26 protein-coding genes are annotated in these 25,425 nt (G+C 65.8%); 18 read left to right on the top strand and 8 right to left on the bottom strand.

What is annotated here, in order from left to right; all coding sequences use genetic code 11:
- Positions 1-4 precede the first annotated feature (4 nt).
- Both IM701_RS00205 and thrS read right to left on the bottom strand, forming a co-directional pair.
- On the bottom strand, positions 5-661 hold the full coding sequence (locus IM701_RS00205; protein WP_230487738.1) for a sulfite exporter TauE/SafE family protein: 657 nt from the start codon (positions 659-661) through the stop codon (positions 5-7).
- 89 nt (positions 662-750) lie between these two features.
- A complete protein-coding gene (gene thrS, locus IM701_RS00210) occupies positions 751-2,745 on the bottom strand; it encodes a threonine--tRNA ligase (RefSeq protein WP_193827430.1) in 1,995 nt (664 codons plus the stop codon).
- Positions 2,746-3,093: 348 nt separating this feature from the next.
- Here thrS and IM701_RS00215 point away from each other — a divergent pair, with 348 nt between their 5' ends.
- From IM701_RS00215 to IM701_RS00270, 12 genes are all read left to right on the top strand, one after another.
- Positions 3,094-3,264: a hypothetical protein gene (locus IM701_RS00215; RefSeq protein WP_193827431.1), complete on the top strand. Its 171-nt coding sequence runs from the start codon at positions 3,094-3,096 to the stop codon at positions 3,262-3,264.
- Positions 3,265-3,267: 3 nt separating this feature from the next.
- Entirely contained in the window at positions 3,268-3,684 is a 417-nt protein-coding gene (locus IM701_RS00220; RefSeq protein ID WP_039333057.1) for a hypothetical protein, read from the top strand.
- Entirely contained in the window at positions 3,681-3,875 is a 195-nt protein-coding gene (locus IM701_RS00225) for a helix-turn-helix transcriptional regulator (RefSeq protein WP_193827432.1), read from the top strand. Before IM701_RS00220 ends, IM701_RS00225 begins: the two co-directional genes overlap by 4 nt.
- Before the next feature lie 2 nt (positions 3,876-3,877).
- Positions 3,878-4,039, top strand: coding sequence for a hypothetical protein (locus IM701_RS00230; protein ID WP_193827433.1), 162 nt, complete (start codon positions 3,878-3,880; stop codon positions 4,037-4,039).
- Between the two features lie 36 nt (positions 4,040-4,075).
- Entirely contained in the window at positions 4,076-4,822 is a 747-nt protein-coding gene (locus IM701_RS00235) for an alpha/beta fold hydrolase (protein WP_193827434.1), read from the top strand.
- 22 nt (positions 4,823-4,844) lie between these two features.
- Positions 4,845-5,771 carry a tetratricopeptide repeat protein gene (locus IM701_RS00240; protein ID WP_156135733.1) on the top strand — a complete coding sequence of 309 codons (927 nt, stop codon included), beginning with the start codon at positions 4,845-4,847 and terminating at the stop codon, positions 5,769-5,771.
- On the top strand, positions 5,768-6,760 hold the full coding sequence (locus tag IM701_RS00245; RefSeq protein ID WP_193827435.1) for an LLM class flavin-dependent oxidoreductase: 993 nt from the start codon (positions 5,768-5,770) through the stop codon (positions 6,758-6,760). The genes IM701_RS00240 and IM701_RS00245 overlap by 4 nt, the downstream gene beginning before the upstream one ends.
- 196 nt (positions 6,761-6,956) lie before the next feature.
- A complete protein-coding gene (locus IM701_RS00250) occupies positions 6,957-11,654 on the top strand; it encodes an NAD-glutamate dehydrogenase domain-containing protein (RefSeq protein ID WP_193827436.1) in 4,698 nt (1,565 codons plus the stop codon).
- Between the two features lie 73 nt (positions 11,655-11,727).
- Positions 11,728-12,501, top strand: a complete 774-nt coding sequence (gene modA, locus IM701_RS00255; RefSeq protein WP_193827437.1) for a molybdate ABC transporter substrate-binding protein — start codon at positions 11,728-11,730, stop codon at positions 12,499-12,501.
- The gene (gene modB, locus IM701_RS00260) at positions 12,498-13,184 is read left to right on the top strand and encodes a molybdate ABC transporter permease subunit (protein WP_193827438.1); all 687 of its coding nucleotides are present in this window, start codon (positions 12,498-12,500) and stop codon (positions 13,182-13,184) included. Before modA ends, modB begins: the two co-directional genes overlap by 4 nt.
- Complete coding sequence (locus IM701_RS00265; protein ID WP_039333043.1) at positions 13,174-13,782, top strand: molybdenum ABC transporter ATP-binding protein; 609 nt, start codon at positions 13,174-13,176, stop codon at positions 13,780-13,782. The genes modB and IM701_RS00265 overlap by 11 nt, the downstream gene beginning before the upstream one ends.
- 100 nt (positions 13,783-13,882) lie before the next feature.
- Complete coding sequence (locus IM701_RS00270) at positions 13,883-15,109, top strand: NAD(P)/FAD-dependent oxidoreductase (protein ID WP_039333041.1); 1,227 nt, start codon at positions 13,883-13,885, stop codon at positions 15,107-15,109.
- Here IM701_RS00270 and queG read toward each other — a convergent pair.
- Positions 15,106-16,137, bottom strand: a complete 1,032-nt coding sequence (gene queG / locus IM701_RS00275; RefSeq protein ID WP_370584369.1) for a tRNA epoxyqueuosine(34) reductase QueG — start codon at positions 16,135-16,137, stop codon at positions 15,106-15,108. The two genes, IM701_RS00270 and queG, sit on opposite strands and share 4 nt — an antisense overlap.
- Positions 16,138-16,261: 124 nt before the next feature.
- Here queG and IM701_RS00280 point away from each other — a divergent pair, with 124 nt between their 5' ends.
- The 5 genes from IM701_RS00280 to IM701_RS00300 all read left to right on the top strand — a co-directional run bounded on the left by IM701_RS00280 (position 16,262) and on the right by IM701_RS00300 (position 21,586).
- Positions 16,262-17,251 carry an ABC transporter ATP-binding protein gene (locus tag IM701_RS00280; RefSeq protein WP_193827439.1) on the top strand — a complete coding sequence of 330 codons (990 nt, stop codon included), beginning with the start codon at positions 16,262-16,264 and terminating at the stop codon, positions 17,249-17,251.
- On the top strand, positions 17,248-18,477 hold the full coding sequence (locus IM701_RS00285) for an ABC transporter permease (protein ID WP_193827440.1): 1,230 nt from the start codon (positions 17,248-17,250) through the stop codon (positions 18,475-18,477). The genes IM701_RS00280 and IM701_RS00285 overlap by 4 nt, the downstream gene beginning before the upstream one ends.
- 77 nt (positions 18,478-18,554) lie before the next feature.
- A complete protein-coding gene (locus IM701_RS00290) occupies positions 18,555-19,892 on the top strand; it encodes a cytochrome P450 (protein WP_193827441.1) in 1,338 nt (445 codons plus the stop codon).
- Positions 19,893-20,037: 145 nt separating this feature from the next.
- Positions 20,038-20,532, top strand: a complete 495-nt coding sequence (gene msrB, locus IM701_RS00295) for a peptide-methionine (R)-S-oxide reductase MsrB (protein ID WP_193827442.1) — start codon at positions 20,038-20,040, stop codon at positions 20,530-20,532.
- A gap of 61 nt (positions 20,533-20,593) precedes the next feature.
- Positions 20,594-21,586 carry an esterase-like activity of phytase family protein gene (locus tag IM701_RS00300; protein ID WP_193827443.1) on the top strand — a complete coding sequence of 331 codons (993 nt, stop codon included), beginning with the start codon at positions 20,594-20,596 and terminating at the stop codon, positions 21,584-21,586.
- A 74-nt stretch (positions 21,587-21,660) separates the two neighbouring features.
- On the opposite strand, the gene rpmB is transcribed toward IM701_RS00300, so the two are convergent.
- Complete coding sequence (rpmB, locus tag IM701_RS00305) at positions 21,661-21,945, bottom strand: 50S ribosomal protein L28 (protein WP_039333029.1); 285 nt, start codon at positions 21,943-21,945, stop codon at positions 21,661-21,663.
- 120 nt (positions 21,946-22,065) lie between these two features.
- On the opposite strand from rpmB, the gene IM701_RS00310 reads away from it, so the two are divergent.
- Positions 22,066-22,521: a nucleoside deaminase gene (locus IM701_RS00310; RefSeq protein WP_193827444.1), complete on the top strand. Its 456-nt coding sequence runs from the start codon at positions 22,066-22,068 to the stop codon at positions 22,519-22,521.
- Here the strand turns inward: IM701_RS00310 and IM701_RS00315 are convergent.
- From IM701_RS00315 to IM701_RS00330, 4 genes are all read right to left on the bottom strand, one after another.
- Complete coding sequence (locus IM701_RS00315) at positions 22,518-23,222, bottom strand: ribonuclease T2 (protein WP_193827445.1); 705 nt, start codon at positions 23,220-23,222, stop codon at positions 22,518-22,520. The two genes, IM701_RS00310 and IM701_RS00315, sit on opposite strands and share 4 nt — an antisense overlap.
- A 4-nt stretch (positions 23,223-23,226) precedes the next feature.
- On the bottom strand, positions 23,227-23,619 hold the full coding sequence (locus IM701_RS00320) for a hypothetical protein (RefSeq protein ID WP_039333027.1): 393 nt from the start codon (positions 23,617-23,619) through the stop codon (positions 23,227-23,229).
- Positions 23,620-23,631: 12 nt separating this feature from the next.
- Positions 23,632-24,498 carry a carboxylating nicotinate-nucleotide diphosphorylase gene (gene nadC, locus IM701_RS00325; RefSeq protein WP_039333026.1) on the bottom strand — a complete coding sequence of 289 codons (867 nt, stop codon included), beginning with the start codon at positions 24,496-24,498 and terminating at the stop codon, positions 23,632-23,634.
- A 120-nt stretch (positions 24,499-24,618) separates the two neighbouring features.
- A complete protein-coding gene (locus IM701_RS00330; RefSeq protein WP_039333025.1) occupies positions 24,619-25,416 on the bottom strand; it encodes a LytTR family DNA-binding domain-containing protein in 798 nt (265 codons plus the stop codon).
- Positions 25,417-25,425: the final 9 nt, after the last annotated feature.

Genomic DNA, 25,425 nt, shown 5'->3' on the forward strand with positions numbered 1-25,425 from the left:
GCGCTTAACTTGGGGTTATCAGCCTGGCCACGGCCATCAGGCCGGACATGGCAAGCAGGAAGCCGACGAAGCCGCGCCATGCCGCATCGCTGACCTTGCCGAAGGCAAGAGACCCCAGGTGGTTGCCGACCAGCACCGGCACGAACAGCAGCAAGGCGAAGAGCACATCGCGCCATGAGGCCAGCTTCAGCGCCAGCGCCGCAGCAGTGCTGGCGATCGACGTCAGCAGGAACACCGTCAGCATCGAGGCGCGGGCCACTTCGCGCGGGATGGGACGACGCAGGTAATAGGGGACGACCGGAGGCCCGGGCATGCCGGCAAATCCGGTGAGCAGGCCCGCTGCCGCTCCGGTAAGGCCCGTCTCTACCTTGCCCGGCGCATGACCGGGCCGGGCAGGAAGAAGCACCATCACGAACGCACCGATCGCCACCACGGCAATGAGCACGCGCGCCACTTCCGGCGGCGTTGCGAACAGGGCGAGCAGGCCGGCTGGCGTCAGCAACATGGCAAGACCGCCAATCGCCCCGGCGCTTTTCTCCCCGGCGGCCCACACCTTGCGCGCGCCGACCAGCCCGATCAGCAGCCCAAGCATGTTGGAAACGACCACCGCTTCGCCCGGCGGGATGACCAGTCCGATCAGCGGCACCAGCAGGATCGCCATGCCAAACCCCGCCAGCCCGCGCACGAAGGCAGCGACGAACGCCGCCAGTGCGCAAAGCCCGAGCGAAAGGATCGGCAGGTCGAGCGTGATCAGCTCCGCAGATCCGGCGGCGTCGCTTCGCTCTTGAGCAGCGCAATCGCCTCATCCAGCGATACCACCTTCTGGTGCTGTTCGCCCAAGGTGCGGATCGCCACGGTGCCTTCCTCGGCCTCGCGCTTGCCCACGACCAGCAGGAAGGGGACCTTCTGCAGCGAGTGTTCACGGACCTTGTAGTTGATCTTCTCGTTGCGCAGGTCCGTGTCGGCTCGGATGCCCGCCGCCTTCAGCTTGGCCAGCGCATCCTTGGCATAGTCGTCAGCATCCGAAACGATCGTCGCGACAACGGCCTGCACTGGTGCCAGCCACGCGGGAAGGCGTCCGGCAAAGTGTTCGATCAGAATGCCGATGAAGCGCTCGTACGATCCGAAGATCGCGCGGTGCAGCATGACCGGGCGGTGCTTCTCGCCATCCTCGCCGATGTAGGTTGCATCAAGCCGCTCGGGCAGGACGCGGTCGGACTGAATCGTGCCGACCTGCCAGGTACGGCCGATGGCGTCGGTCAGGTGCCATTCCAGCTTGGGCGCATAGAACGCGCCTTCGCCCGGCAGTTCCTCCCAGCCATAGTCTTCGGTGGCGAGGCCCGCACGCACCACGGCAGCGCGCAGCTCTGCCTCGGCCTTGTCCCACATTTCCTCGGTGCCAAAGCGCTTTTCCGGGCGCAGCGCGAGCTTGATCGAGTAGGTGAAGCCGAAGTGCTTGTAGATGCGGTCGGCCAGTTCGCAGAACGCCTGCACTTCGGACACGATCTGGTCCTCGCGGCAGAAGATGTGCGCATCGTCCTGCGTGAACTGGCGCACGCGCATCAGCCCGTGCAGCGCGCCGTGCGGTTCGTTGCGGTGGCAGCAGCCGTTTTCATACAGGCGCAAGGGCAGTTCGCGGTATGACTTGATGCCCTGCCGGAAGATCAGCACATGCGCCGGGCAGTTCATCGGCTTCAGTGCCATCCAGTCGGCATCGTCCGAAACGATCGGGCCTTCGTCCTCGACGTTCGGCACTTCGTCGGGGATGACGAACATGTTCTCGCGGTACTTGCCCCAGTGGCCGGACTGCTCCCACTGGCGCGCATCCATGACCTGCGGCGTCTTGACCTCGCGATAGCCGGCGCCGTCGATGGCGCGGCGCATGTAGGCTTCCAGCTCGCGCCAGATCAGGTAGCCCTTGGGGTGCCAGAACACGCTGCCATGGGCTTCCTGCTGGAGATGGAACAGGTCCATCTCGTTGCCGAGCTTGCGATGGTCGCGCTTCGCCGCTTCTTCCAGCCGCATGAGGTGCGCATCGAGCTGCTTCTTGTTGAGCCAGCCGGTGCCATAGACGCGGGAAAGCATCGCGTTCTTCTGGTCGCCGCGCCAGTAGGCACCCGAAACGCGCGTCAGCTTGAACGCCGCCGGATCGAGCTTGCCGGTCGAGGGCAGGTGCGGGCCCCGGCACATGTCGAGCCAGTCGTCGCCCGACCAGTAGACCGTCAGTTCCTCGCCCTCGGGCAGTTCGGCGGCCCACTCGGCCTTGAAGCTCTCGCCCTGCTGCTTCCAGCGGCTGATCAGCTGTTCGCGGCTCCACACCTCGCGGCGCAGCGGCTTGTTGGCGGCGATGATCTTGCGCATCTCCGCCTCGATGGCAGGCAGGTCTTCATCCGTGAACGGGCGGTCCTTCGGGGCGAAGTCGTAATAGAAGCCGTCGTCGGTGCTCGGCCCGAAGGTGATCTGCGTACCCGGAAACAGCGCCTGCACCGCTTCGGCGAGCACGTGGGCATAGTCATGCCGCGCAAGGTCGAGCGCGTCCGCCTCGTCCTTGGCCGTCACCAGCGCCAGCTGCGCGTCAGCCGTGAAGGGACGCGAAAGGTCCACCAGCTCGCCATCGACCTTCGCCGCCAGCGCCGCCTTGGCGAGGCCGGGGCCAATCGCGGCGGCTATGTCGGCCGGAGTGCTGCCCGGCGCAACCTCGCGCACGGAACCGTCGGGCAGGGTGATCTTCAGCAACTCGGACATGCGGGTCTCTCTGCAATCTGTTGGCAGCGCTTTGGCACAGGTGCGCCGCCACCGGAAGGGCGCGCATCAGGCAAATCGGTCGGTTCGGGAGGCGATGCGCAAAGCCACCCGAACCGGGCGGCGGCATCGCAGCGGGCGCTAGGCCAGCAGCGACCGCCCCCGGCCCGCGGGGGTAGTAGTTGTAGTGCTGGTCGTCAGGCGTGCCATGTCGCCGGGCTTCTAGCGCGGAAAAAGTACCGAGTCATCAGGTCTATCAGGTCAAGTACCATTGCCATGATGACAATGATGCTTGACATCTCCGCGAAAAAGGTCAAGTAACCTTGTCATATGATCAAGGAGGCTTGACCCATGATTCGCTTCGCCCTTCCCGCCGTGATCGCCCTCGTGATGGTCGTGATTGCCCTGCTCGATATCTTCGAAGTTCTGCCGAAGGGCTCCACCACCACTGCCGTGCTGTTCGTGCCGCTCAGCGCTGCGCTTTCGGGCACGCGCTGCCTGCGCCGCCAGCAGGAGGCTTGAACCATGGTCGCCCGGATGACGCCCGAACACCGCCGCTACACGCGCGCCGTTATGTTGCTGATGGGCGGCTACGTCGCCACGCTGGTCGGCGTGAACCTGTTCTTTAAGAACAGCGCCCCCACCGGCCTCAGCGCCTATGCTGCTGCGCTGCTTCCCGCGCTTCCAGTGATCGGCGTATTCGTGGCGATCGGCCGCCTGCTGACCTCGCTGCGCGATGAATACCAGCGCTACCTGATGACCCGGCAGATCCTCATCGCCACCGGCTTCACGTTGAGCGTGGCGACGGCATGGGGCTTCGTCGAAAGCTTCGGCCTGCTCCCTCACGTCCCGGCCTTCTACGCCACGGTCCTGTGGTTCGGCGGGTTGGGCCTTGGCGGCTGCATCAACGCGCTGCTGGAGCGGCACGGAGGTGGCGAATGAAGAACCGCCTCAAGGTCCTGCGCGCCGAGCGGAACTGGAGCCAGGCCGATCTTGCCGGAATGCTCGAGGTCAGCCGCCAATCGGTAAACGCCATCGAGACAGGCAAGTACGCCCCCTCGCTCCCGCTCGCCTTCCGCATCGCCGATGTCTTCGCGCTGCCCATCGAAGACATCTTCCAGCGTGGAGATTGAGAATGCCCGCACCGAAACCGCGCCGCGTCGGACTCTGGCTGGCCATTGCGGTTGGCATCGCCGCCGCCGCGATGTCCGCCAGCAAGCACCACAAGGCTGACCGCCCAACCGCTACGGTGGACCGCGCCGTCTCTCACGTCACGCTGATCCTTCCGCTCAACTGACCTTGCCCCGCCCGTCCGTGCGGGCCATGACAGGGCATGACTGACATAGCGCGCTTTACCCTGCCTTCCGGCCAGCAGATGGCTTACCGCCACCTCGCCGGCACTTCTCCGACCATCGTGTTCCTCCCCGGCTACATGTCCGACATGGCCGGCGGCAAGGCGCAGGCCGTCCTCGAATGGGCGCGACAGCGGGGCCATGGCTGCCTGCTGCTCGACTATACCGGCTGCGGGATGAGCGACGGCGATTTCGCCGATGGTCGCCTTTCGAAATGGCGTGACGAGATCGTCGCCCTGATCGATCACCTCGGCATCGACAGCGTGCAACTCGTGGGCTCCAGCATGGGCGGATGGCTGATGCTCCTTCTCGCCGAAGCCTTGGGCGACAGGACCAGGGCGCTTGTCGGCATTGCGCCTGCGCCCGACTTCACCGAATGGGGCCTGTCGCAGTCACAGCGGATCGAGCTCGCCGCCGGGCGTACGATCTATGAAGACAACCCCTATGGCCCCGAGCCTACCCCGACTCACGCGGGGTTCTTTTCAGATGCCGAACGTCACAAGCGCCTGGCCAGCGGCATTGCCTTTGAAGGACCGGTCCGCCTGATCCATGGCCAGGCAGATGCTGACGTGCCGTGGGAAATCTCTATCAACCTTGCCCGCGCCCTGCGTTCAGCCGATGTGCAGGTGCACCTGATCAAGGACGGCGATCACCGGCTGTCGCGCCCCGCCGATATCGCGCTGCTCCTGCGCGAACTCGCCGGGCTCGCTGCCGGACAAGCCGCCTGACGTGCCGAAGGAAAAGCCTGCCATGATCGATCTTCCCGCACCGCTATTCGCCGTGGAGCACCGGATCGAGCAACAGGCCTCCCTGATGCAGATTGGTCCCGCCACCATGCCGATGCGTCCGTCCGATTTGCCGATCCCGCGCCGCCGCGATCCCGAAAAGCAGCGGCAGACTGAAAAGGAAGCGGGTCTAGAGCGGCCCGACCTGCCCGAACAGGACCGCCTCGCCTACTGCCTGCAAAAAGCGGCGACCGATCCCGATGCGGCGATGGTCGAGGTGCAGACATGGCTGGGCGAAAGCCGCGACTCTGGCCAGCAGGTCCGCGCCAACCAGTGCCTTGGCATGCTGCGCTCCAATGCCGGCGACTTTGATGGCGCGCTCGAAGCTTTCGCACAGGCCGTGTCTGGCGTGCCCAAGGAGCAGGAAGTCGCCGCCGTGCCGCTGATGGCGATGGCCGGCAACGCGGCTCTGGCCGGCGGCAAGGCCGAACAGGCGCTCGGCTGGTTCGACCGCGCTCTGGCAATCAAGGGTTTCGCCGACAACGCCGCGCTCGGCGCGATGCAGAGCGATCGTTCGCGCGCGCTCGTGGCGCTAGGCCGCCTCGCCGAGGCTGGCGGCGCACTCGATGAAGCGCATCGCCTCGCGCCGGAGGACCCTGAGGGCTGGCTGCTGTCTGCCACTCTTGCCCGCCGCAACGGCGAACTCGACCGGGCGCAGCGCGATATCGAAGTGGCAGCGAAATATGGCCCGCGCGATCCGCAGGTCGGCCTGGAAGCTGGCGTCATTGCCGTGCTGTCCGGCCGGGACGACGCCGCGCGCAAGTCGTGGGAATCGGTTGTCTCGGCGGACAAGGACGGCGAAGCGGGCAAGACTGCCCGATCCTACCTTGAACAGCTGGGCCCTGCACCTAAATCGGTTTCACCCGAAACCGCAGGAAAGCCGGCATCATGAAACTCTCTGTCCTCGATCTGGTCAGTGTGGTCGAGGGCGGGACAGCGCGGGCCGCGCTCGACAACTCCGCCGCCGCCGCGCGCGTGGCGGAGGAATGCGGCTACCAGCGCTATTGGGTTGCCGAACATCACGGCATGGAAGGTCTGGCTGGTGCCGCCACGGCTGTCGCCCTCGCGCACATCGGGCAGGCAACTTCAACGATCCGCATCGGTTCGGGCGGGATCATGCTGCCCAACCACAATCCGCTGGTGATCGCCGAACAGTTCGGCACGCTCGATGCCCTGTTTCCGGGCCGGATCGATCTCGGCCTTGGCCGCGCCCCTGGCGCTGACCAGCGCATCATGCGCGCCCTGCACAAGGACACCAACCGCGCCGCCGAGGACTTTCCGCAGGACGTGGTCGAACTCCAGCTTCAGTTCGCAGGCGATCCGCGCGTGCCGCTGCAGGCCTATCCGGCCAAGGGTGCAAGGCCGCAGCTGTGGATTCTCGGATCCAGCCTGTTCGGCGCGCAACTCGCCGCGATGCTCGGCCTGCCATATGCCTTCGCCTCGCACTTTGCCCCCGATCACCTCGACGCGGCGCTGAAGATCTATCGCGAACGCTTCCAGCCGTCGGCCGCGCTCGATGCACCCTACTGCGCTGCCGCCATCAATGTCGTCGCCGCCGAAAGTGACGAAGAAGGCCAGCTTCTCGCCTCCTCGATGGATCAGGCCTTCGTGGCGCTGCGCACCGGCACGCCGGGCAAGCTCAAGCCGCCCGTGCCCGGTTACCGCGACACGCTGCCACCTTCCGCACTGGCCATGCTCGAACACGTCCGTCAGGTCAGCGCGTGCGGCTCGGTGGCAACGGTGCGCGCCGGGCTGGCGGCATTTGCCGAACGCACCGGGGCCGACGAGATCATCGTCGCAGCCTCGATCTACGACCAGCAGGCGCGCTTGCGATCCTTGCGCCTTACCACCGAGGCCGCCCGCGAACTTGCCGTCGCTTGACGTAACCAGCGCGCAATCCTGCGGCACGAAAAGGTGCGCAAAGGGTTCACAACAGCGGGTTAAGCCGCCCATGTCGATGAACCGGACTTGAGGTCTCGCCACGTCTGGATTACCCTTTGGAATAATGATACGCTCGCGTATTCAATAATTACACGAGAGGGAAATATCCTCTCGCAAGGAGAGTCGGGAACACGCCATGGCGTCAACGTCCGCAAGCCGTCCGCAAGCCCCTGCCGCTTCCTCTTCGCAACCCCCCTCCGATCAGCTTTCATTGGCCTTGGCCGAGCGGTTTGCCGGCGCGCTGCTGCCCGACGAAGCGATGGATTTCGATGCTGCGCGCCTCGCCGAAGCGGCCCGTTTTGCCGCCGGCGCTGCTGCACAGCGCCAAGGCAGTGATCCTGCCATCGCCATCGAAAGCGTCAGCGGCTCGGATAGCGACGGTCGGCATCTGCGCCTCGCCGTGATCAACGACGACATGCCGTTTCTGGTCGATTCGATCACCTCGGCCATTACGGCGCAGGGCCTGGCGATCGACCGTCTCGTCCATCCGGTCGTTGCGGTGCGCCGCGACGGCGAAGGCAACCTCACCGAATTTCCGGCAGGCGACGCCTCGGGCGAACGCCGCGAATCCATAGTCTATCTCGAAACCGAACGCGCCGATGCCCGACAACGCCGCGGCCTTGTCGCCGCGCTCGAGGAAACGCTGCGAGACGTGCGCGCTGCGGTTACCGACTGGCCGCTGATGCAAGCGGCCATGCGTGAGGATGCGGCTGGTCTTGCCGATCCCGAAGGCGCCGCACTTCTGCGCTGGCTCGCCGATGGGATGCTCACCCAGCTCGGCAGCGTCACGCGCAATCGCGATGGCAGCGAAGAGAAGGCGCTCGGCATCTGCCGCGCCAGCGACCGCAGCCTGCTTGCCGCAAGTTCCTTTGACCGCGCCTTTCGCTGGTTCGAAAGCGGAAAGGGCCGCGCGCCCCTGATCGTCAAGGCGAACCGTATCGCCAACGTTCACCGCCGCGTGCCGCTTGATCTGTTCATGGTCCCGCGCATTGAAGGTGGCAAGGTCGTGGCCCTGTCTGTCCATGCCGGGGTCTGGACCAGCGCCGCGCTTGCCGCAGCGCCAGATCGCGTCCCCCGCCTGCGCACGCAGCTTGCCGAGCTGATGGACAAGTTCGGCTTTGCCGCCAACGGCCACGCCGGCAAGGCGCTGGTCCATGCGCTCACTGCGCTGCCGCACGATCTTCTCGTCAGCTTCGACGATGCCGATCTCGAGCGTGTCTCGACCGCGATGATGAGCCTGGTCGATCGCCCGCGTCCGCGCCTTGCTCTGGTCGAAGCTCCGCTCGCACGGCACCTTTTCGCTTTCGTCTGGCTCCCGCGCGATGTGCTGTCGACCGAGGTTCGTCTCGCCATCCGCGACATGCTCGAAGCGGCCGCCGGTGCGCAGGTGATCGACTGGTCGCTGCAGGTAGAAGGCAGCACCTTGGCGATGCTGCGCTTCGTGCTCGATGTGCGCGATCAGGATGGGCAGGTCGATGAGGCGGCCCTCGACCTGCAATTGCAAGGCATGGTGCGTGGCTGGGCGGGCGCTGTCGAAGCCGAGCTGGCTGCCAGCGAAGAACCTTCGCGCGCTGCCGCGATCGCTGCGCGCTATGCCGATGCCTTCCCCTTGTCCTACCGCAACGCTTCGGGCGCTGCCGAGGCAGCACGCGATATCCGCGTCCTGCGCACGCTGGCGGGCAGCAAGGCCCCGCGCCGTGCCGTTCGCCTGCATCGCAACCCGGGCGAGGCGGTGCTGCGCCTCAAGCTCTATCAGCGCGAAGGCGCAATCGTCCTCTCCGATGCCGTGCCGGTGCTCGAAAACTTCGGTTTTCGGGTGCTCGAGGAAGTGCCCACCCCGCTCGACGGCGGCCGCCTTGGCTATATCCACGATTTCCTCGTCGCTCACCCGGCCGACAGCTCGATCGAAGACCTGCTCTCGCGCGCGGCCTCGATCGAAAGCTCGCTCGCGGCCGTGATCAATGGCGCGGCGGAGGATGACGCATTCAACCGCCTGATCGTTGCCACCGGCCTCACCGCGGTCGAGGCGAACTGGCTCCGCGCCTTCTACCGCTATCTGCGCCAGGCCGGCATGACCTTCGGCATCCCCACCGTGGTCGAAGCGCTCAAGAACGCCCCCGCCGTCACCCGTGGCCTCGTCGCCGCCTTCGTCGCCCGCCACGACCCTGCCTTCACCGGCCAGCGCGATCAGGCCTTTGCCCAAGCCGAGGAGCGCATCAAGACCGGCCTCGCCGGCGTCGCGGCCATCAACGACGACCGCCTCCTGCGCAGCTTCCGCGCGCTGGTCGGCGCCATCCTGCGCACCAATGCCTTCGCGCCTGCTGCAGCAGAGGCAATGGCCTTCAAGATCGATTCCGCACTTGTTCCCGGCCTGCCCAAGCCGCTGCCGTGGCGGGAGATCTTCGTCTATTCGCCGCGCGTCGAAGGCATCCACCTGCGCGCCGGCCCGGTCGCCCGCGGGGGCCTGCGCTGGTCCGATCGTCGCGACGACTTCCGCACCGAGATCCTCGGCCTGATGAAGGCGCAGCGGGTGAAGAATGCCGTCATCGTGCCCACCGGTGCCAAGGGCGGCTTCTATCCCAAGCAGCTCCCCGATCCTGCGAAGGACCGCGAAGGCTGGCTCGCCGAAGGCAAGGCCTCCTATCAGGTGTTCATCCGCACCCTGCTGTCGATCACCGACAATATCATCGAGGGCAAGGTCGTCCATCCCGCCCACGTCGTGATCCGGGATGGCGAGGACCCCTACTTCGTTGTCGCCGCCGACAAGGGCACTGCCTCCTTCTCCGACGTTGCCAACGCCATCGCCGAATCGAAGGACTTCTGGCTCGACGATGCCTTCGCCAGCGGCGGCTCGAAGGGCTACGATCACAAGGCCATGGGCATCACCGCGCGCGGTGCGTGGCTCTCGGTCCGCCGCCATTTCCTCGAACTGGGCGTCGATGTGCAGAGCGAGCCGATCCGCGTCGCTGGCTGCGGCGACATGTCGGGCGACGTGTTCGGCAACGGCATGCTGCTGTCAAAGGTGCTCAAGGTCGTGGCCGCGTTCGACCACCGCCACATCTTCCTCGATCCCGATCCCGATCCGGCGCGTAGCTGGGAAGAGCGCAACCGCATGTTCGCGCTGCCCCGCTCCAGCTGGGACGACTACGACAAGAGCCTGATCTCGGCAGGCGGCGGTGTCTTCCCGCGCTCGATGAAATCAATCCCGCTTTCAGCCGAAGTCCAGGCCCTGCTCGGCGTCGAACTGCCCGAGATCGATCCGGATTCGCTGATCTCCCTGATCCTGCAGAGCCCCGTGGACCTCCTGTGGTTCGGCGGCATCGGCACTTACGTGAAGGCGAGCACGCAGAACAACGTCGACGTCGGCGATCCTTCCAACGACTCCGTCCGCGTATCTGCCAACGAAGTCCGTGCCAAGGTCATCGGCGAGGGCGCCAATCTCGGCATCACCCAGGCCGCGCGCATCGAATTCTCGCTGCATGGCGGGCGCATCAACACCGACTTCATCGACAATTCCGCCGGCGTCGATTGCTCCGACAACGAGGTCAACATCAAGATCGCGCTCGCCGCGGCCAAGCGCTCGGGCAAGTTGACCGAGGACGCCCGCGTCGAGCTGCTGGCGGCGATGACCGACGAGGTTGCGCACCTCGTGCTCGAGGACAACCGCCTGCAGGCGCTGGCCCTCTCCATCGCCGAACGCGGTGGCGCTACTGCCATGCCGGCATGGTCGCGTCTGATCGACGTGCTTGAGGAAGGCGGTGATCTCGATCGCAAGACCGAGGGCCTCGCCGGCGCCGAAGACCTCGCCCGTCGCGCCGCGTCCGGGCAGAGCCTCACTCGCCCCGAACTCGCCGTCCTGCTCTCCAGCAGCAAGCTCGTCCTCCAGCGCGAACTGGAAGAGAGCAAGGTGGTCGATGACCCGGTGCTGGAGGAGGAGCTCGTCGCAGCCTTCCCGCCGCAGATGCAGGAACCCTTCGAAAGCGAGATCGTCCACCACCGCCTGCGTCGCGAAATCATCGCCACCAAGCTCGCCAACCGCATCATCAACCGCATGGGGCCGGTCATCCCGTTCGAACTGTGTGAAGAGGAAGGCGTCTCGCTCGCGCAGGTCGCTGCGGCCTTCGTCGCGGCAGAGCGCCTGCTCGACTTGCGCAAGACCTGGGGCCTGCTCGATTCGGCGCAGATGCCCGAAACCCTCCGGCTCGACCTGTTCGACCGCGTGGCGCAAGGCCTGCGCGGCCATGTTGCCGATGTCCTGCGTTCGGGCCGCGGCACGCAATCGCCCGACGACCTGATCGAGGACCTGTTCGGCGGCGTCGCGCTGCTTTCGCATACCACCGCAGAACTGCTGCGAGGTGCCGCGCAGGCGCAAGCTCGCCGCATGGCGGACGACCTTGCCACCAGCGGCGTGCCCGCCGAAATCGCCGCACGCCTTGTCCACCTCTACGACATGGACGGCGCCATCGGCCTCGCCCACCTTGCAGGCGAAGTCAATGTCGATGCCGCAGCCCTGACTGGTGCCTTCGCCGATCTCGGCGCGGCGCTCGGCATCGACTGGGCACAGCAGGCGGCGCGGCGGATGAACCCGTCAGACCCGTGGGAGCGTCTGCTTGTCGCCGGCCTCGCCCGCGATTTCCAGCAGATGCGCCTCGATTTCCTCGCGCGCTCCAAGGGCGGCTCACCCGACGCGTTCGTCGGCGACTGGCTTACGGCCAATGCCGCGGCGGTGCGGCAGTTCCGCAGCCTCGTCGCCCGCGCTCAGGCCGCTCCGGTGGTGTCACCGGCCATGCTGGCGCAAGTGGCCAGCCAGGCAAGGACATTGCTCGGCCGGTAAGCTGTCCAAGCAGGACATTGCCGCAGCGGCATCATGGTATATACAGCCGAACATAGCTTGTTCCGGAACCGTGATGCCGCCGATTCTGCTGCGCGCCCTCTTTGCCCTGCTGATCGCGCTTGCGGGTGCCACTCCGGCGCTTGCGCAGGAGAAGGGGCCGCTGGTCCTCGCTGCGGCCAGCCTGCAGGAAGCGATGACCGATGCAGCCGCCGCCTGGGCCAGGAAGGGCCACCCGCGCCCCGTCCTGTCGTTCGCCGCTTCATCGGCCTTGGCGCGTCAGGCCGAAGCGGGCGCCCGCGCCGATCTTTTCGCCTCTGCCGATGAGGAGTGGATGGACTACCTTCAGGGCAAGTCCCTGCTCAAGTCCGGCACCCGCGCCCGCCTGACCGAGAACCGCCTCGTCCTCGTTGCCCCGCTGCCAAGCCGCCTGAACCTGCAGATCACCCGCAACTTTCCGCTGGCCAAGGCGCTTGGGACCCGCCGCCTCGCCATGGCCGATCCGGCCGCCGTCCCCGCCGGACGTTACGGACGCGAAGCGCTCACCAGGCTGGGCGTCTGGACCGGCGTCGCGGGCAAGGTCGCCGCCGCCGAGAACGTCCGCGCAGCCCTCGCGCTGGTTGAACGTGGCGCCGCCCCCCTCGGTATCGTTTACGCGACCGATGCCATGGCCTCGCGCCGCGTGCGAGTGGTCGGGACTTTCCCCGCAACAAGTCACCAGCCGATCACCTACCCTGTCGCCCTGCTTGCAACCTCGCGCCATGGCGATGCCGAAGCCTTCCGTCGCTTCCTGATCTCGCGCGAAGGTCGCGCCATCTTTCTCCGGCGCGGGTTCGGCCAGCGCCGATGACTTCCGAAGAGTTTGAGATCGTCCGGCTTTCGCTCAGGGTCGGCGCCGTCGCGGTCGCAGCCTGCCTGCCTGTCGCTTTCGCTCTGGCATGGGCTCTGGCGCGAGGGCGATTTCCCGGCAAGGTCATGCTCGATGCGCTGATCCACCTGCCGCTGGTCCTGCCCCCGGTCGTCACCGGCTGGCTGCTCCTGCTCGCCTTCGGACCGCAAGGCCCGATCGGCGCGTGGGTGGAGCAGGCGCTCGGCCTCACCTTCATGTTCCGCTGGACCGGGGCCGCGCTTGCCGCTGCCGTCATGGCGCTGCCTTTGATGGTCCGCGCCATGCGCCTGTCGATCGAAGCCGTCGACCAGCGCCTAGAAGCCGCGGCGATGACACTGGGCGCCTCGCGCTGGCGCGTGTTCCGCACCATCACTGTTCCGCTCGCGCTGCCCGGCGTGATTGCCGGAACCGTGCTCGGCTTTGCCCGCTCGCTCGGCGAATTCGGCGCAACGATCACTTTCGTCAGCAACATTCCCGGCGAAACGCAGACCCTGCCGCTGGCCATCTACAGCGCCCTGCAAGTACCCGGCGGTGAAGATGCGGTGACCCGGCTGGCGGCCACGTCCGTGGCGCTGTCGCTGATCGCGCTGGTCGTGTCCGAGATGCTTGCCCGGCGCATGGGGAGAAGCTCCCATGTCCTTTGAGGTGAAGGTATCGCGTCGGCTGGGCAAGGCGATGGTTGCCTGCAATTTCCTTGCCCCCAATGGATTGACCGCACTGTTCGGTCCTTCGGGCGCGGGCAAGAGCTCGGTGCTCAACATGGTTTCCGGTCTGCTGCGGCCCGATCACGGCCGGATCGTAGTCGGCGGCCAAGTCCTGTTCGACAGCGCCGCCGGAATCGACATACCCGTCCAGCAGCGCCACTCGGGCTATGTCTTCCAGGACGCGCGCCTGTTCCCGCACATGCGGGTCCGTGCCAATCTTGCCTATGGCGCGCGTGGCGATGGACCGATGTCACAAGCCGATGTCATCGACTTCCTCGGGCTTGCCCATCTGCTCGATCGCTGGCCACGAAGCCTGTCGGGCGGAGAGGCCCAGCGCGTTGCCATCGGCCGGGCACTGCTGTCCAACCCGCGCTTCCTGCTGATGGACGAACCGTTGGCCTCGCTTGACCGCGCCCGCCGCGAAGAGATCATGCGCACCATCGAGCGCCTGCGCGACGAAGTGGGTTTGCCCATCCTCTACGTCAGCCATGATCGCGCAGAAGTCGAACGGCTCGCCGGGGCGATCGTCGAAATCTGATCCGGGCAATCGGTTGGCTGAAACGGACTTTTCCGCGTCTGTCAGTTGACGAACGCGGGCTTTTGGCCAAACGCCCTCGCAACAGCCGGGAGGATTCGCAATGGAACAGGCAGACGTCATCATCGTGGGTGCCGGGCACGGCGGCGCGCAGGCCGCGATCGCGCTGCGCCAGAACGGCTTTGAAGGCCGCATCCTGGTGATCGGGCGCGAGCCGGAAATTCCCTACGAGCGTCCGCCGCTGTCCAAGGAATACCTCGCGCGCGAAAAGACCTTCGAGCGCATCTGCATCCGCCCGGCACAGTTCTGGGAGGACAAGGCCGTCGAGATGAAGCTCGGCGCCGAAGTCGTCTCGCTCGATCCCGCCGCACACACAGTGAAGCTCGGCGATGGCAGCGAGATCGGCTACGGCAAGCTGATCTGGGCCACTGGCGGCGATCCGCGCCGCCTGTCCTGCATGGGGGCAGACCTCAAGGGCGTCCACGCCGTCCGCACCAAGGAAGATGCCGACCGGCTGATGGCGGAGCTGGACGCCGGAGCCAAGCGCGCCGTGGTCGTCGGCGGAGGCTATATCGGCCTCGAAGCTGCCGCCGTGCTGACCAAGTTCGACGTTTCGGTCACCCTGCTCGAAGCCCTGCCGCGCGTGCTTGCGCGCGTCGCCGGTGAAGCGCTGTCCGAATTCTACCAGGCCGAACACCGCGCCCATGGCGTCGATCTGCGCACCGGCGCGGCGATGGATTGCATCGAAGGCGATGGCGTCAAGGCGACCGGCGTGAAGATGCAGGACGGGTCGGTCATCCCGGCCGATATCGTCATTGTCGGCATCGGCATCGTCCCGTGCGTCGGCCCGCTGCTGGCTGCTGGCGCTTCAGGCGGAAACGGCGTCGATGTCGACGAACTGTGCCGCACCTCGCTGCCCGATGTCTATGCGATCGGCGATTGCGCGGCTCACTCGAACGACTTCGCCGACGGCGCCGTGATCCGCCTCGAATCCGTCCAGAACGCCAACGACATGGCCACCACCGTTGCCAAGTGCATCTGCGGCACCGAAGCGCCCTACAAGGCGACGCCGTGGTTCTGGTCCAACCAGTATGACCTGCGCCTGCAGACGGTCGGCCTCTCCACCGGACATGACAACGCCGTGCTGCGCGGCGATCCGGCCACGCGCTCGTTCTCGGTGGTCTACCTCAAGAACGGCAAGGTCATCGCGCTCGATTGCGTGAACATGGTCAAGGACTACGTGCAGGGCAAGAAGCTGGTCGAAGCCCGCGCCCAGATCGCACCTGAACAGCTCGCCGACGCCAGCGTTCCGCTCAAGGAAATGCTCTAGGCCAAACGGGCCACGGCCCAGCGGGCGGCATCTGCCACCGCCGGGTCGGGATCGTCGGCAAGGGCTGTCACCGCAGGGAGCAATGCCCGCTCGCCGCTGTTGCCCGCCGCATAAAGGCAATTGCGCACCATCCGGTCCCGCCCGATCCGCTTGATCGGACTGCCGCTGAACACCTGCCGGAACGTGGCATCGTCCAGCGCCAGCAGTTCCTTGAGCTTCGGCGCGGTCAGTTCGGCGCGGGGCAGGAACGCCCGGTTGGCCTGCGCGGCCCTCGCAAAGCTGTTCCACGGACAGGCCGCCAGGCAATCGTCACAGCCATAGATGCGGTTGCCCAGCGCCTCGCGGAATTCCTCCGCCACCGGGCCCTTGTGCTCGATCGTCAGGTAGGAAATGCACCGCCGCGCATCCAGTTGATAGGGCTTGGGAAAAGCATTCGTCGGGCAGGCTGTCTGGCACGCCGTGCACGATCCGCAGCGGTCGGCATGCGGTGCATCGGGCGTCAGGTCCAGCGTGGTGTAGATCGCGCCCAAGAACAGCCACGAACCATGGGTCCGGCTGACGAGGTTGGTATGCTTGCCCTGCCACCCGATCCCCGCTGCCTGCCCCAGCGGCTTTTCCATCACCGGCGCGGTATCGACGAAGACCTTGACCTCGGCCCCCGGCACCTCGGCCACCAGCCAGCGCGCCAGCGCCTTGAGATTGCGCTTCACCACGTCATGATAATCGCCGCCCTGGGCATAGACCGAAATGCGCCCGCGCTCCGGGTGCGCCTCCAGCGCGCGGGGGTCCGCCGCCGGGGCGTAGCTCATCCCCAGCGCGATCACGCTTCTCGCATCGGGCCACAGGGATTGCGGCCCTCGGCGATGATGAAGCCGGGTTTCCATCCACTCCATCGATCCGTGGCATCCCTCGCCCAGCCACTGTTCGAGTCGGGCCGCTCTGAGGGGGTCGTCATGGGCAGGCGCGATGCCGCAGGCGGCAAAGCCCAGGCGCGTGGCTTCCGCTGCCAGTTTGCCCTCGAGAGTCAGGCCTTCGCTGCCAAGAGTTGCCCCTCTGCCCCCGGGAGTTGCCTCTCTGCCTTCGAGAGTTGGACTTGAGTTAACCACACTTGCTGCCCTGCTCGTTCATCGCCTATCGCTAGGGCGATGACCCATGAAGATCGAGCTAGGGGAATGGCCGGTGGCTGGCAACGCGGTTGACAGTGCCGGAGAGGAACTCGCCATCGAGGCGCGAGGTCTTATCAAGCGCTTCGACGGTTTCACGGCTGTCGATGGCGTGGACATATCCGTGCCCAAGGGCGCGATCTATGGCATTCTCGGCCCCAACGGCGCCGGCAAGACCACGACGCTGCGCATGTTGCTGGGCATCATCGATCCGGACGCGGGCTATCGCCGCGTGCTGGGCCACGAACGCCCGACCGAGGTCGCCCGGCGCATCGGATACCTGCCGGAGGAACGCGGCCTCTATCCCGCGATGAAGGCATACGAGGCAATCGGCTTCCTCGCCGCGCTGCGCGGCGTGCCGCTCAAGGAGGGACGCCGCCGCGGGCGCGAATTGCTGGAAGAACATGGTCTTGGCTATGCGGCCGATCGCCAGATCCGGCAGATGTCGAAAGGCATGGCGCAGACCGTCCAGCTGCTCGGCACGCTCGTCCACAAGCCCGATCTCGTCGTGCTGGACGAGCCCTTCTCCGGGCTCGACGCCCTCAACCAGGGCAAGCTCGAGCGCATGATCCGTGCGTTGGCAACGGGCGGTACCACGGTGATCTTCTCGACCCACGTCATCGCCCATGCCGAGCGCCTGTGCGACAGGATCGCGATCATCGCCGGCGGCAAGGTGCCCTTCGCCGGACCGGTAGACCTTGCCCGCGACCGCCTGCGCCCGCAGGTCCGGCTCGAAACGCGCGCGCAGGATGGGCCATGGCGCGCGGCGCTCCCCGCCGACGTGCGGCACGAAGGCGCATTCTGGTATTTCACCTTGCCCGAGACCGGCGTCGAACCGTTGCTGCGCGCGCTGATCGAAGGCGATGCCGGCATTCTCAGCCTTTCGATCGAGCGGGCGGGGCTGCACGATGCCTTCGTTGCCATCGCCGGCGAGGCAGCGGCCAAGGCGCTCGAGGAAAGCGAAGGAGAGGCGCGGTGAGCGGATTTGCCGAAAAGCTGCGCTGCGCGCTGGTCATCGCCCGGCGCGATTTCGTCGCGGTGGTGTTCTCCAAGACCTTCATCTTCTTCCTGATCGGCCCGGCTTTCCCGCTTGTCGTGGGTGGCCTTGCCGGAAACATTGGCGCCAAGGTCCAGCAGAACGTCGAGCGGCCGACCATCGGCCTTGCCATGAGCGCGGAGGACAACAGGCGCATGATGGCCGCGCGCGAAGAACTGGACGGGCGAATGGCCGGTGGCCTGCCCGACATGATCGAACTTGCCGCCGCCGCGCCAGGAAAGGCCTTCGATGCCCGGAGCGCCCTTGCCGATGGCAACCGCGAGGTGACTGCGGTGGTCGGCGGGACGCTCGATGGACCGACCCTGACCGCAACCGCCGACCGTGCACGCCAGTGGGTCGGCCTTGTTTCCAACCTTGCCGCGCGCGCCCGCGCCGAGGCGCCAACGGCCTATCCGGACGTGCAGGTCGAGGAGGTCAACACGTCGATTGCGAAGGTCCGCACCGGCCAGATCTACACGGCACAGGGCGCTCAGGTTCTGCTGTTCCTGCTGACCATGCTGCTGGCGGGCATGGTCCTGTCCAACCTTGTCGAGGAAAAGGGCAACAAGATCATCGAGGTGCTGGCTGCGGCCATCCCGATGGACGCCCTGTTCATGGGCAAGCTCTTTGCCATGCTTGCCGTCAGCCTTGTCGGCATTGCCGTGTGGGGTACGGCCATCGGCGCGATCGTGCTGGCCGGTTCTGAAAGCCTGCCCAGCCTGTCCGCCCCGGCAGTGGGCTGGCCGCTGTTCCTGGTTCTCGGTTTCCTCTACTTCGCGATGGCCTATCTGCTGATGGGATCCCTGTTCCTGTCGATCGGCGGCATGGCGGCCACGGTGCGGGAGGTGCAGACGCTTTCGATGCCCGTCTCGATGTTCCAGCTGATGGTGTTCTTCTTCTCGAGCTATGCGCTGACGATGCCGGGCACGTGGGTGGAATGGCTTTCGATAATCTTCCCGGTCAGTTCGCCCTACGCCATGCTGGCGCGCGCCGCGCAACAGCCCGAGGTGTGGCCGCACGTCCTTGCGCTGCTGTGGCAGGCGTTCTGGGTTGTCGTGATCGTGCGGGCCGGAGCACAGCTGTTCCGCCGGACGGTGATGAAGTCAGGCCCGGCGCGCGGCAAGGCCAGGGGCGGAGTGTTCGCACGGTTCAGGCGCAAACCTTATTGACACCCGTGTAGGTTGTGGCAAGCTACCAAAGTGACGAGGACCGTGCGGGCAACGTGCGGCCGTTCCGGAGGATAGCCATGGCCACGCAGCTTGCACCCGAAGCCCAGCAGTTCACCTACCGCAGCTCTCCCACCGCGATCGAGGCGTTCACCGCCTGGCTCAAGGAGAACCCGCAAGGCGCCCCGGTCCACAATCACAAGTGGGATGTCAGCCGATCGGACATCTATGTCGAGGATCGCTGGCAGCCGATCTTTGCAGAGATGCGTGCGCAAGCGCCGGTCAACTTCATCCCCGAATCGCCCTACGGTGCCTACTGGAACGTGGTGAACCACAAGGCGATCCAGCACGTCGAATCGCTTCCCGAACTCTATTCCTCGTCATGGAAGCATGGCGGCATCACCATCGGCGATCCCCCGGCAGATACCGATCCTGCGCTGCTGGCCGAACGGCAGCTGCCGATGTTCATCGCCATGGACCGGCCCGAGCATACCGGCCAGCGCCGCACTGTCGCCCCCGCCTTTACCCCGGCCAAGATGGTCGAGATGGAGCGGGAGATCCGCCAGCGCACCGGCGAGGTGCTCGATTCGCTGCCGTGGGGCTCGAAGTTCGACTGGGTCGACAAGGTCTCGATCGAACTCACCACCGGCATGCTGGCGCTGCTGTTCGGCTTCCCGTGGAAGGATCGCCGATTGCTGACGTTCTGGTCGGACTGGGCCGGTGACGTCGAACTGATCCTCGCCCGCGAACTGTCCGACATGCGTTTCGGCTTCCTTGGCGAGATGGCGCACTATTTCCAGCGCCTGTGGGGCGAACGCATGCGCGCCGAGCCCTCTGGCGATCTCATCTCGATGATGATCCATTCCGAGGCAATGAACCACATGAGCCCGCAGGAGTTCATGGGCAACCTCGTGCTGCTGATCGTCGGCGGCAACGATACCACGCGCAACACGATGTCAGGCATCGTCCACGCGCTCGACCAGTTCCCCGACCAGCGTGACCTGCTCGCCCGCGATCCTTCGCTGATCCCCAACGCGGTGCAGGAATGCATCCGCTATGTCACCCCGCTGGCGCACATGCGACGCACGGCGACGGCCGATGCCGACCTGTTTGGCCAGCAGATCAAGGCCGGCGAGAAGCTGATCTTGTGGTACATTTCGGCCAACCGCGACGAGAGCGTGTTCGAGAACGCCGACAAGCTGATCGTCGATCGCGACAATGCGCGGCGGCACCTGTCCTTCGGCTATGGCGTGCACCGCTGCGTCGGCGCGCGTCTGGCGGAATTGCAACTGCGCATCCTGCTCGAGGAAATGCACGAGCGGCGGATGCAGGTGCGCGTGGCTGGCGCAGTGGAGCGCGTTCGCGCCAACTTCGTCCACGGCTTCCGCAAGCTCGAGGTCGTGCTCGAAAAGCGGTAATCGCGGATACAGGTCGTCGTGCTATGACCTGCGTCACGATGGAGCAGGCAGGACCAGGCTAGCATGGCCCAAGTCCTGCCGGTGGGCACTCCGCCCCCGAGGTAACACCCTCTCTCCCATCGGCAGGACACCGGAAGGTTTGCAGATGATCGCCCAGTCAACCTCGCGTCGCAGCTTCATGGCTTTCCTCGCCGCAGGCTCGGTCCTGCCCTTTGCCAGCGCCTGCAGTGCCAAGCCTGCGGCCAAGGGCACGTTCCCGATCATGAAGAGCGAGGCTGAATGGCGCCGTGTCCTGACGGCAGAACAGTTCTACATCCTGCGCGAGGAAGGCACCGAACGCCCCTTTACGTCGCCACTGCTGAAAGAGCATCGCAAGGGCACCTTCGTCTGCGCGGCCGATGGCCATCCGCTGTTCTCGTCCGCCACCAAGTTCGATAGCGGGACCGGCTGGCCCAGCTTCTGGAAGCCCCTGCCCAAGGGCGTGGCGACCAGTTCCGACCGTTCGCTGGGAATGGTCCGTACCGAAGTCCACTGTACGCAATGCGGCGGCCATCTCGGCCATGTCTTTGGCGACGGCCCCGCGCCCACGGGGCTGCGCTATTGCATCAACGGCGATGCGCTGAAGTTCCGCCCTGCCTGATTGCAGGACCTGAGCATATTTCGCGATTGACGGTGCTGGGCGCGATGCCCACGGCATGCCGGTGCGTCGCAAACTCTTCACCTTCCTCGTCCTGCTGCCGTTGGCCGTGCTGGTCTGGGCAACGCAGCGCAAGGACCCCTTCACGTTCGACCGACGGGTTGTCGTCACTGACCTCATGCCGGGTATCCCCGCGGCGGAGCGGAAGCAGCTTGGCCCCTTCATTCTGCAACAGGCCTGGTTGCTGGAAGGGGCGGACCACCGCTTCGGCGGCTATTCGGCGCTGGTGCCGCAAGATGGCGGACTGCTTGCCATCAGCGACCGCAACCGCACGCTTTCGATCCCCTTGTCGCTGACGCCCGGCGCCTTCACCTCATCGATGCCGAACATGGTGGTGCAGCGCTGGCCCGATGGACACACCAGCGTTGGCTTCGATACCGAAAGTGTCGTGCGTGATTCTGCCGATGGCAGCCTCTGGACCGGGCTGGAAGACGATTGGCGCGTGGTCCGGACGGACCCCGGCACCGGTGCCACCAATCTCATCCCGGTGAACGAAACGCGGGACTGGCCGCGCAATGGCGGGGCCGAGGCGATGGCCCGCCTGCCCGATGGCCGCTGGATCATACTGTGCGAATCCTGCGGCACCGGTCGGGGCGGGCTTCATCTCGGGCTGTTGGTTAAAGGTCGTCCGGGACTGTCGAAGGCGCAAAAGTTCGGATTCATCGTCCCTGCGGCGTTTGATCCGGTGGACGCTGTGCCGCTGCCGGATGGCAGGCTGCTCATCCTTGTGCGCAAGCTGGGCTTTTCACCACCCGGCTTCTCGGCGCGAATCGTGCTGGCCGATCTCTCGCGCCTCGATCCCCGGCGGCCACTGCCGACCACGGAACTGGCCCGCCTCGAAGGACCAGCCATGCGCGAGAACTGGGAAGGGATGGCGCTGACGCCTAGCACGGACGGGCTGTCACTCTGGCTGGTCTCCGACGCCAACGCCTCGACGTTCCAGCAGACACGGCTGCTGAGGCTCTGGTTCGATCCGGCGACGCTTTCCGCCCGATAGCAGGTACAGCAAAAGCCCCCGATCCGGTTAGGGAAAGGGGGCCTTCGATTTTCAAACCCTTGCGGGCAGAAAGATTAGGCGGCGTTCGCCTTGACCAGCTCGCGCTTCACCTTGAGGGCGCGCGTCGAGAGCTTGGTGTCCGACTGCTTGAGCAGCCAGTTGTCGAGACCCCCGTTGTGTTCGACCGAACGCAGACCATGCGTCGAAACGCGGAACTTGAAGCTGCGCTCCAGCTTCTCGCTCATCAGCGTGACGTTCTGCAGGTTGGGCAGGAACAGACGCTTGGTCTTGTTGTTGGCGTGGCTTACGTTGTGACCGACTTGGCGGCCCTTACCGGTCAGTTCGCAGATACGCGACATGGCTAAAACTCGCTTGTGTTCGATAATACCTATCGGGAAGGCGCGGCTCTTATCGATTCACCGGGCGAAGTCAAGGATTCGGAGTTTGAAAGCAGCAATCTGCTCCTTATACCCCGCACCATGATCCGCTGGCCCCTGCCTGAACCGATGCGACTGGCCTTTGCGGAAGCCCGTATTGCTGCCGATGAGGGCGAAGTGCCAATCGGTGCGGTGGTCGTCAACGACGGCAAGGTCATCGCTGCGGCCCATAACCAGCCGCGCACACTCTGCGACCCCACCGCCCATGCCGAAGTGCTGGCGATTCGGGCTGCGGCTGCGGCGCTCGGGCAGGAGCGGCTCGAAGGTTGTGACCTGTGGGTGAGCCTCGAGCCCTGCGCGATGTGTGCAGGGGCCATTGCCCACGCCCGCATCGCACGGGTCTACTACGCCGCCAGCGATCCCAAGGGCGGCGCGGTGGAGCACGGCGCGCGCGTGTTCGAACAGCCCACCTGCCTGCACCGGCCCGAAGTCTATTCCGGCATGGGCGAGGATGAAGCGGCCGAGATGCTGCGCCGGTTCTTCCGCGAGCGGCGCTAGAAAGAGCGCCAGATCTTCACCGGAACCGTGTTTGGCGGCCCGCTGTTGCCGATCGGGCAGCGCATGGGCTTGAGCTTGCGCGAATGGCACAGGTGCACCTCGCGCAGCCAGCCATCGCGACCCAGCAGCAGGCGGATCATTTCCGGCCGGAGGCGCGGATTGGCGATGACCAGCGCCTGCTTGACCTTGCCCACGTCCAGCCCCTCGGTGCGCGAGAGACGGGCCATGTCGGGAAACTCCAGACCCTGGAACAGCGCGCGGCCCTGGTCGAAGTACTCCGCAGGGGTAATCCCCATGCAGGTGCCATGCTTGGCCCACTCGTGCACCATCAGGTCGGCCGAGGGCGTGGTGCAGAAGTTGCGGCGCAGGACCTGCGCATCCGGCCGCAGGCGCGAGGGGCAGTACTGCGGATACTTGCCGCCCTTGCCATCTGGCCACAGTCCGTGGAGCACGAAGCCGAAGCGTCCCTGCCTGCCCGAACACTGGGTGGCATGGGCGGGGTCGAGCTTGCGTGTGCGGCAGAACTCGGGCGACCAGCTTATGGCGAGCGTGTAGCCGGTCGTTGGCACGATGCGCGGCGGCGCGTCAGGCTCGGGTAGGGCGGGTACGCTGATCTGCGGTGGCACCTGGCATTGCCAGCCTTGCGCGAGGGCAGGAGTGGCGGTGAGGCCGAAGGCAATCGCCGCGATGCGTGATCGCATTGTCTCAGCCAGCCTTGTCCTGCTTCAGCCACGCCGTCGATGCCGGCAGGAACATCAGCACGCCTGCGGCAATCATCAGCAGGATGGCGATGACCGAGAAGATCGCGAAGGGAACGCCGATCATGGTCGCCACGGCCGGAATTCCGCCCAGGCCCAGCACGTCGAGCGCGATCACGGCGGCGAGAAACCAGCGCGCTATCGCAAACCGGCCGCGAGAAACTGCGAGCGCAAGACCGATGGCGACCAGCGCGTTGGCAAACGGTCCGATCAGCAACTCATTGCGGCCGACTTCCAGCGCGGCTGCCATCGCGCCGGCATTGGCGACGATGTTGACGATACGGATCAGCTGGCTGGCGATCACGCTGATTTCAAAGGCGCGGATGGTGGCGGGGCGCATCTGGGGTTCCGTTCAGGCGATTGGCGTGAAGTCGAGGCCGATGTCGGCGGCGGGCGCGCTCTGCGTCAGGCGGCCGACCGATACGTAATCCACGCCCGAGGCGGCAATCGCGCCGATGGTGTCAAGCCGCACCCCGCCCGAAGCCTCGCATGGGACGCGGCCGGCAACCAGCGCCACGGCTTCGCGCAGGCAGTCTGGTCCCATGTTGTCGAGCAGCAGGCGGGTTGCGCCGGCATCGAGAGCGGGTTCGATCTGGTCGATATGATCGACCTCGCAGATCACGTCCTTGACCCCTGCAGACAGCGCGCGGCGCACGGCTTCGGCCACGCCACCTGCGACGAGTACGTGGTTGTCCTTGATCATCGCCGCGTCCCACAGGCCCATGCGATGATTGGTGCCGCCACCGGTGCGCACGGCGTACTTTTCGAGGAGGCGCAGGCCGGGGATGGTCTTGCGGGTATCGAGCAATTTCGCGTTCGTCTCGCCCATGGCATCAACGTACTGGCGGGTGAGCGTGGCAATGCCCGAAAGGTGCTGGACGGTGTTGAGCGCACTGCGCTCTGCCGTCAGCATCGCACGGGCATTGCCTTCGAGCCGCATCAGGTCGGAGCCGGGCAAAACCTGCGCGCCTTCTGCGACGAGAATTTCGATCTTCATGGTAGGATCGAGCGCGCGGAAGAATGCGGCGGCAATCGGCAAGCCGCACACCGTTATCGCGTCGCGGCTGTCCATCACGCCGGAAAAGCGCGCATCGGCCGGAATCACGCTTTCGCTGGTCACGTCATGTCCGCCGCCAGGCAGGCCTTCGCCAAGATCCTCGGCGAGCGTTGCGGTGACGAAGGCTTCGAGATCAAAGCCGGGGATGAGAAATTCTTGCATCAAAGCACTCCGCTCGTCCTGAGCCTGTCGAAGGACGCGAGGCAGGCACGTCCTTCGCAGCTACCGGCTCGGGCATGCTTCGACAAGCTCAGCATGAGCGGAAGTGTGAGGCGAATTTGGTCAGTGAACGAAACGCGCTACCACGTCGCGGTAGGAGCGCGATACCTTCACCTCGGCACCACTTTCCAAGACAAGGAAGCATTCGCCGTTGGTATGCGGCTTGACCTGGCGCACCTGATCGAGGTTGACGATCTTGGAGCGGTGCACGCGCTGGAACACGCGGGGATCGAGGCGACGCTCCAAGTCCTTCATCGTCTCGCGCAGGATCAGCGAATTGTCGCCGGTGTAGATGCACATGTAGTCGCCCGCAGCCTCGATGCGCTCGATCGTGTCGACATCGACGCGGAAGATCTTGCCACGGTCCTTGATGTTGATGAGCTTCTCGAAGCGGCCGGCAACGGGCTCGCCCTCGTCCTCGATTTCCGGCATGGCATCGGGCGCCACTTCGGCGAGCACGGTCTTGAGCTTCTCGGCTTCTTCGCGGCCGCGCTTCTCGGACAGACGCGTCCGCGCGCGGTCCAGTGCGTCGGCAAGACGGTCTTCCTCAACCGGCTTGAGCAGGTAGTCGACGGCATTGGCTTCGAACGCCTTGATCGCGTGCTCGGAATAAGCGGTCACGAACACGAACAGCGGCGGGTCGATTTCCATCACGCCCTTGACCACCGAGAAGCCGTCAAAGCCGGGCATCTGGATGTCGCAGAAGACGAGGTCGGGTTTTTCGGTCTTGATCTTGCGGATGGCCTCGCGGCCGTTCGAACAGGTGTCGATCACTTCGACATCGGGGAAGGCCTGAAGCCGGAGCTGCAGCCCCTGAATGGCCAGTTTCTCGTCGTCGACGAGGATCGTGCGGATCGTCATGCGGTTCCC

Source organism: Novosphingobium sp. ES2-1 (genome assembly GCF_015169775.1).
Lineage (GTDB): Bacteria > Pseudomonadota > Alphaproteobacteria > Sphingomonadales > Sphingomonadaceae > Novosphingobium > Novosphingobium subterraneum.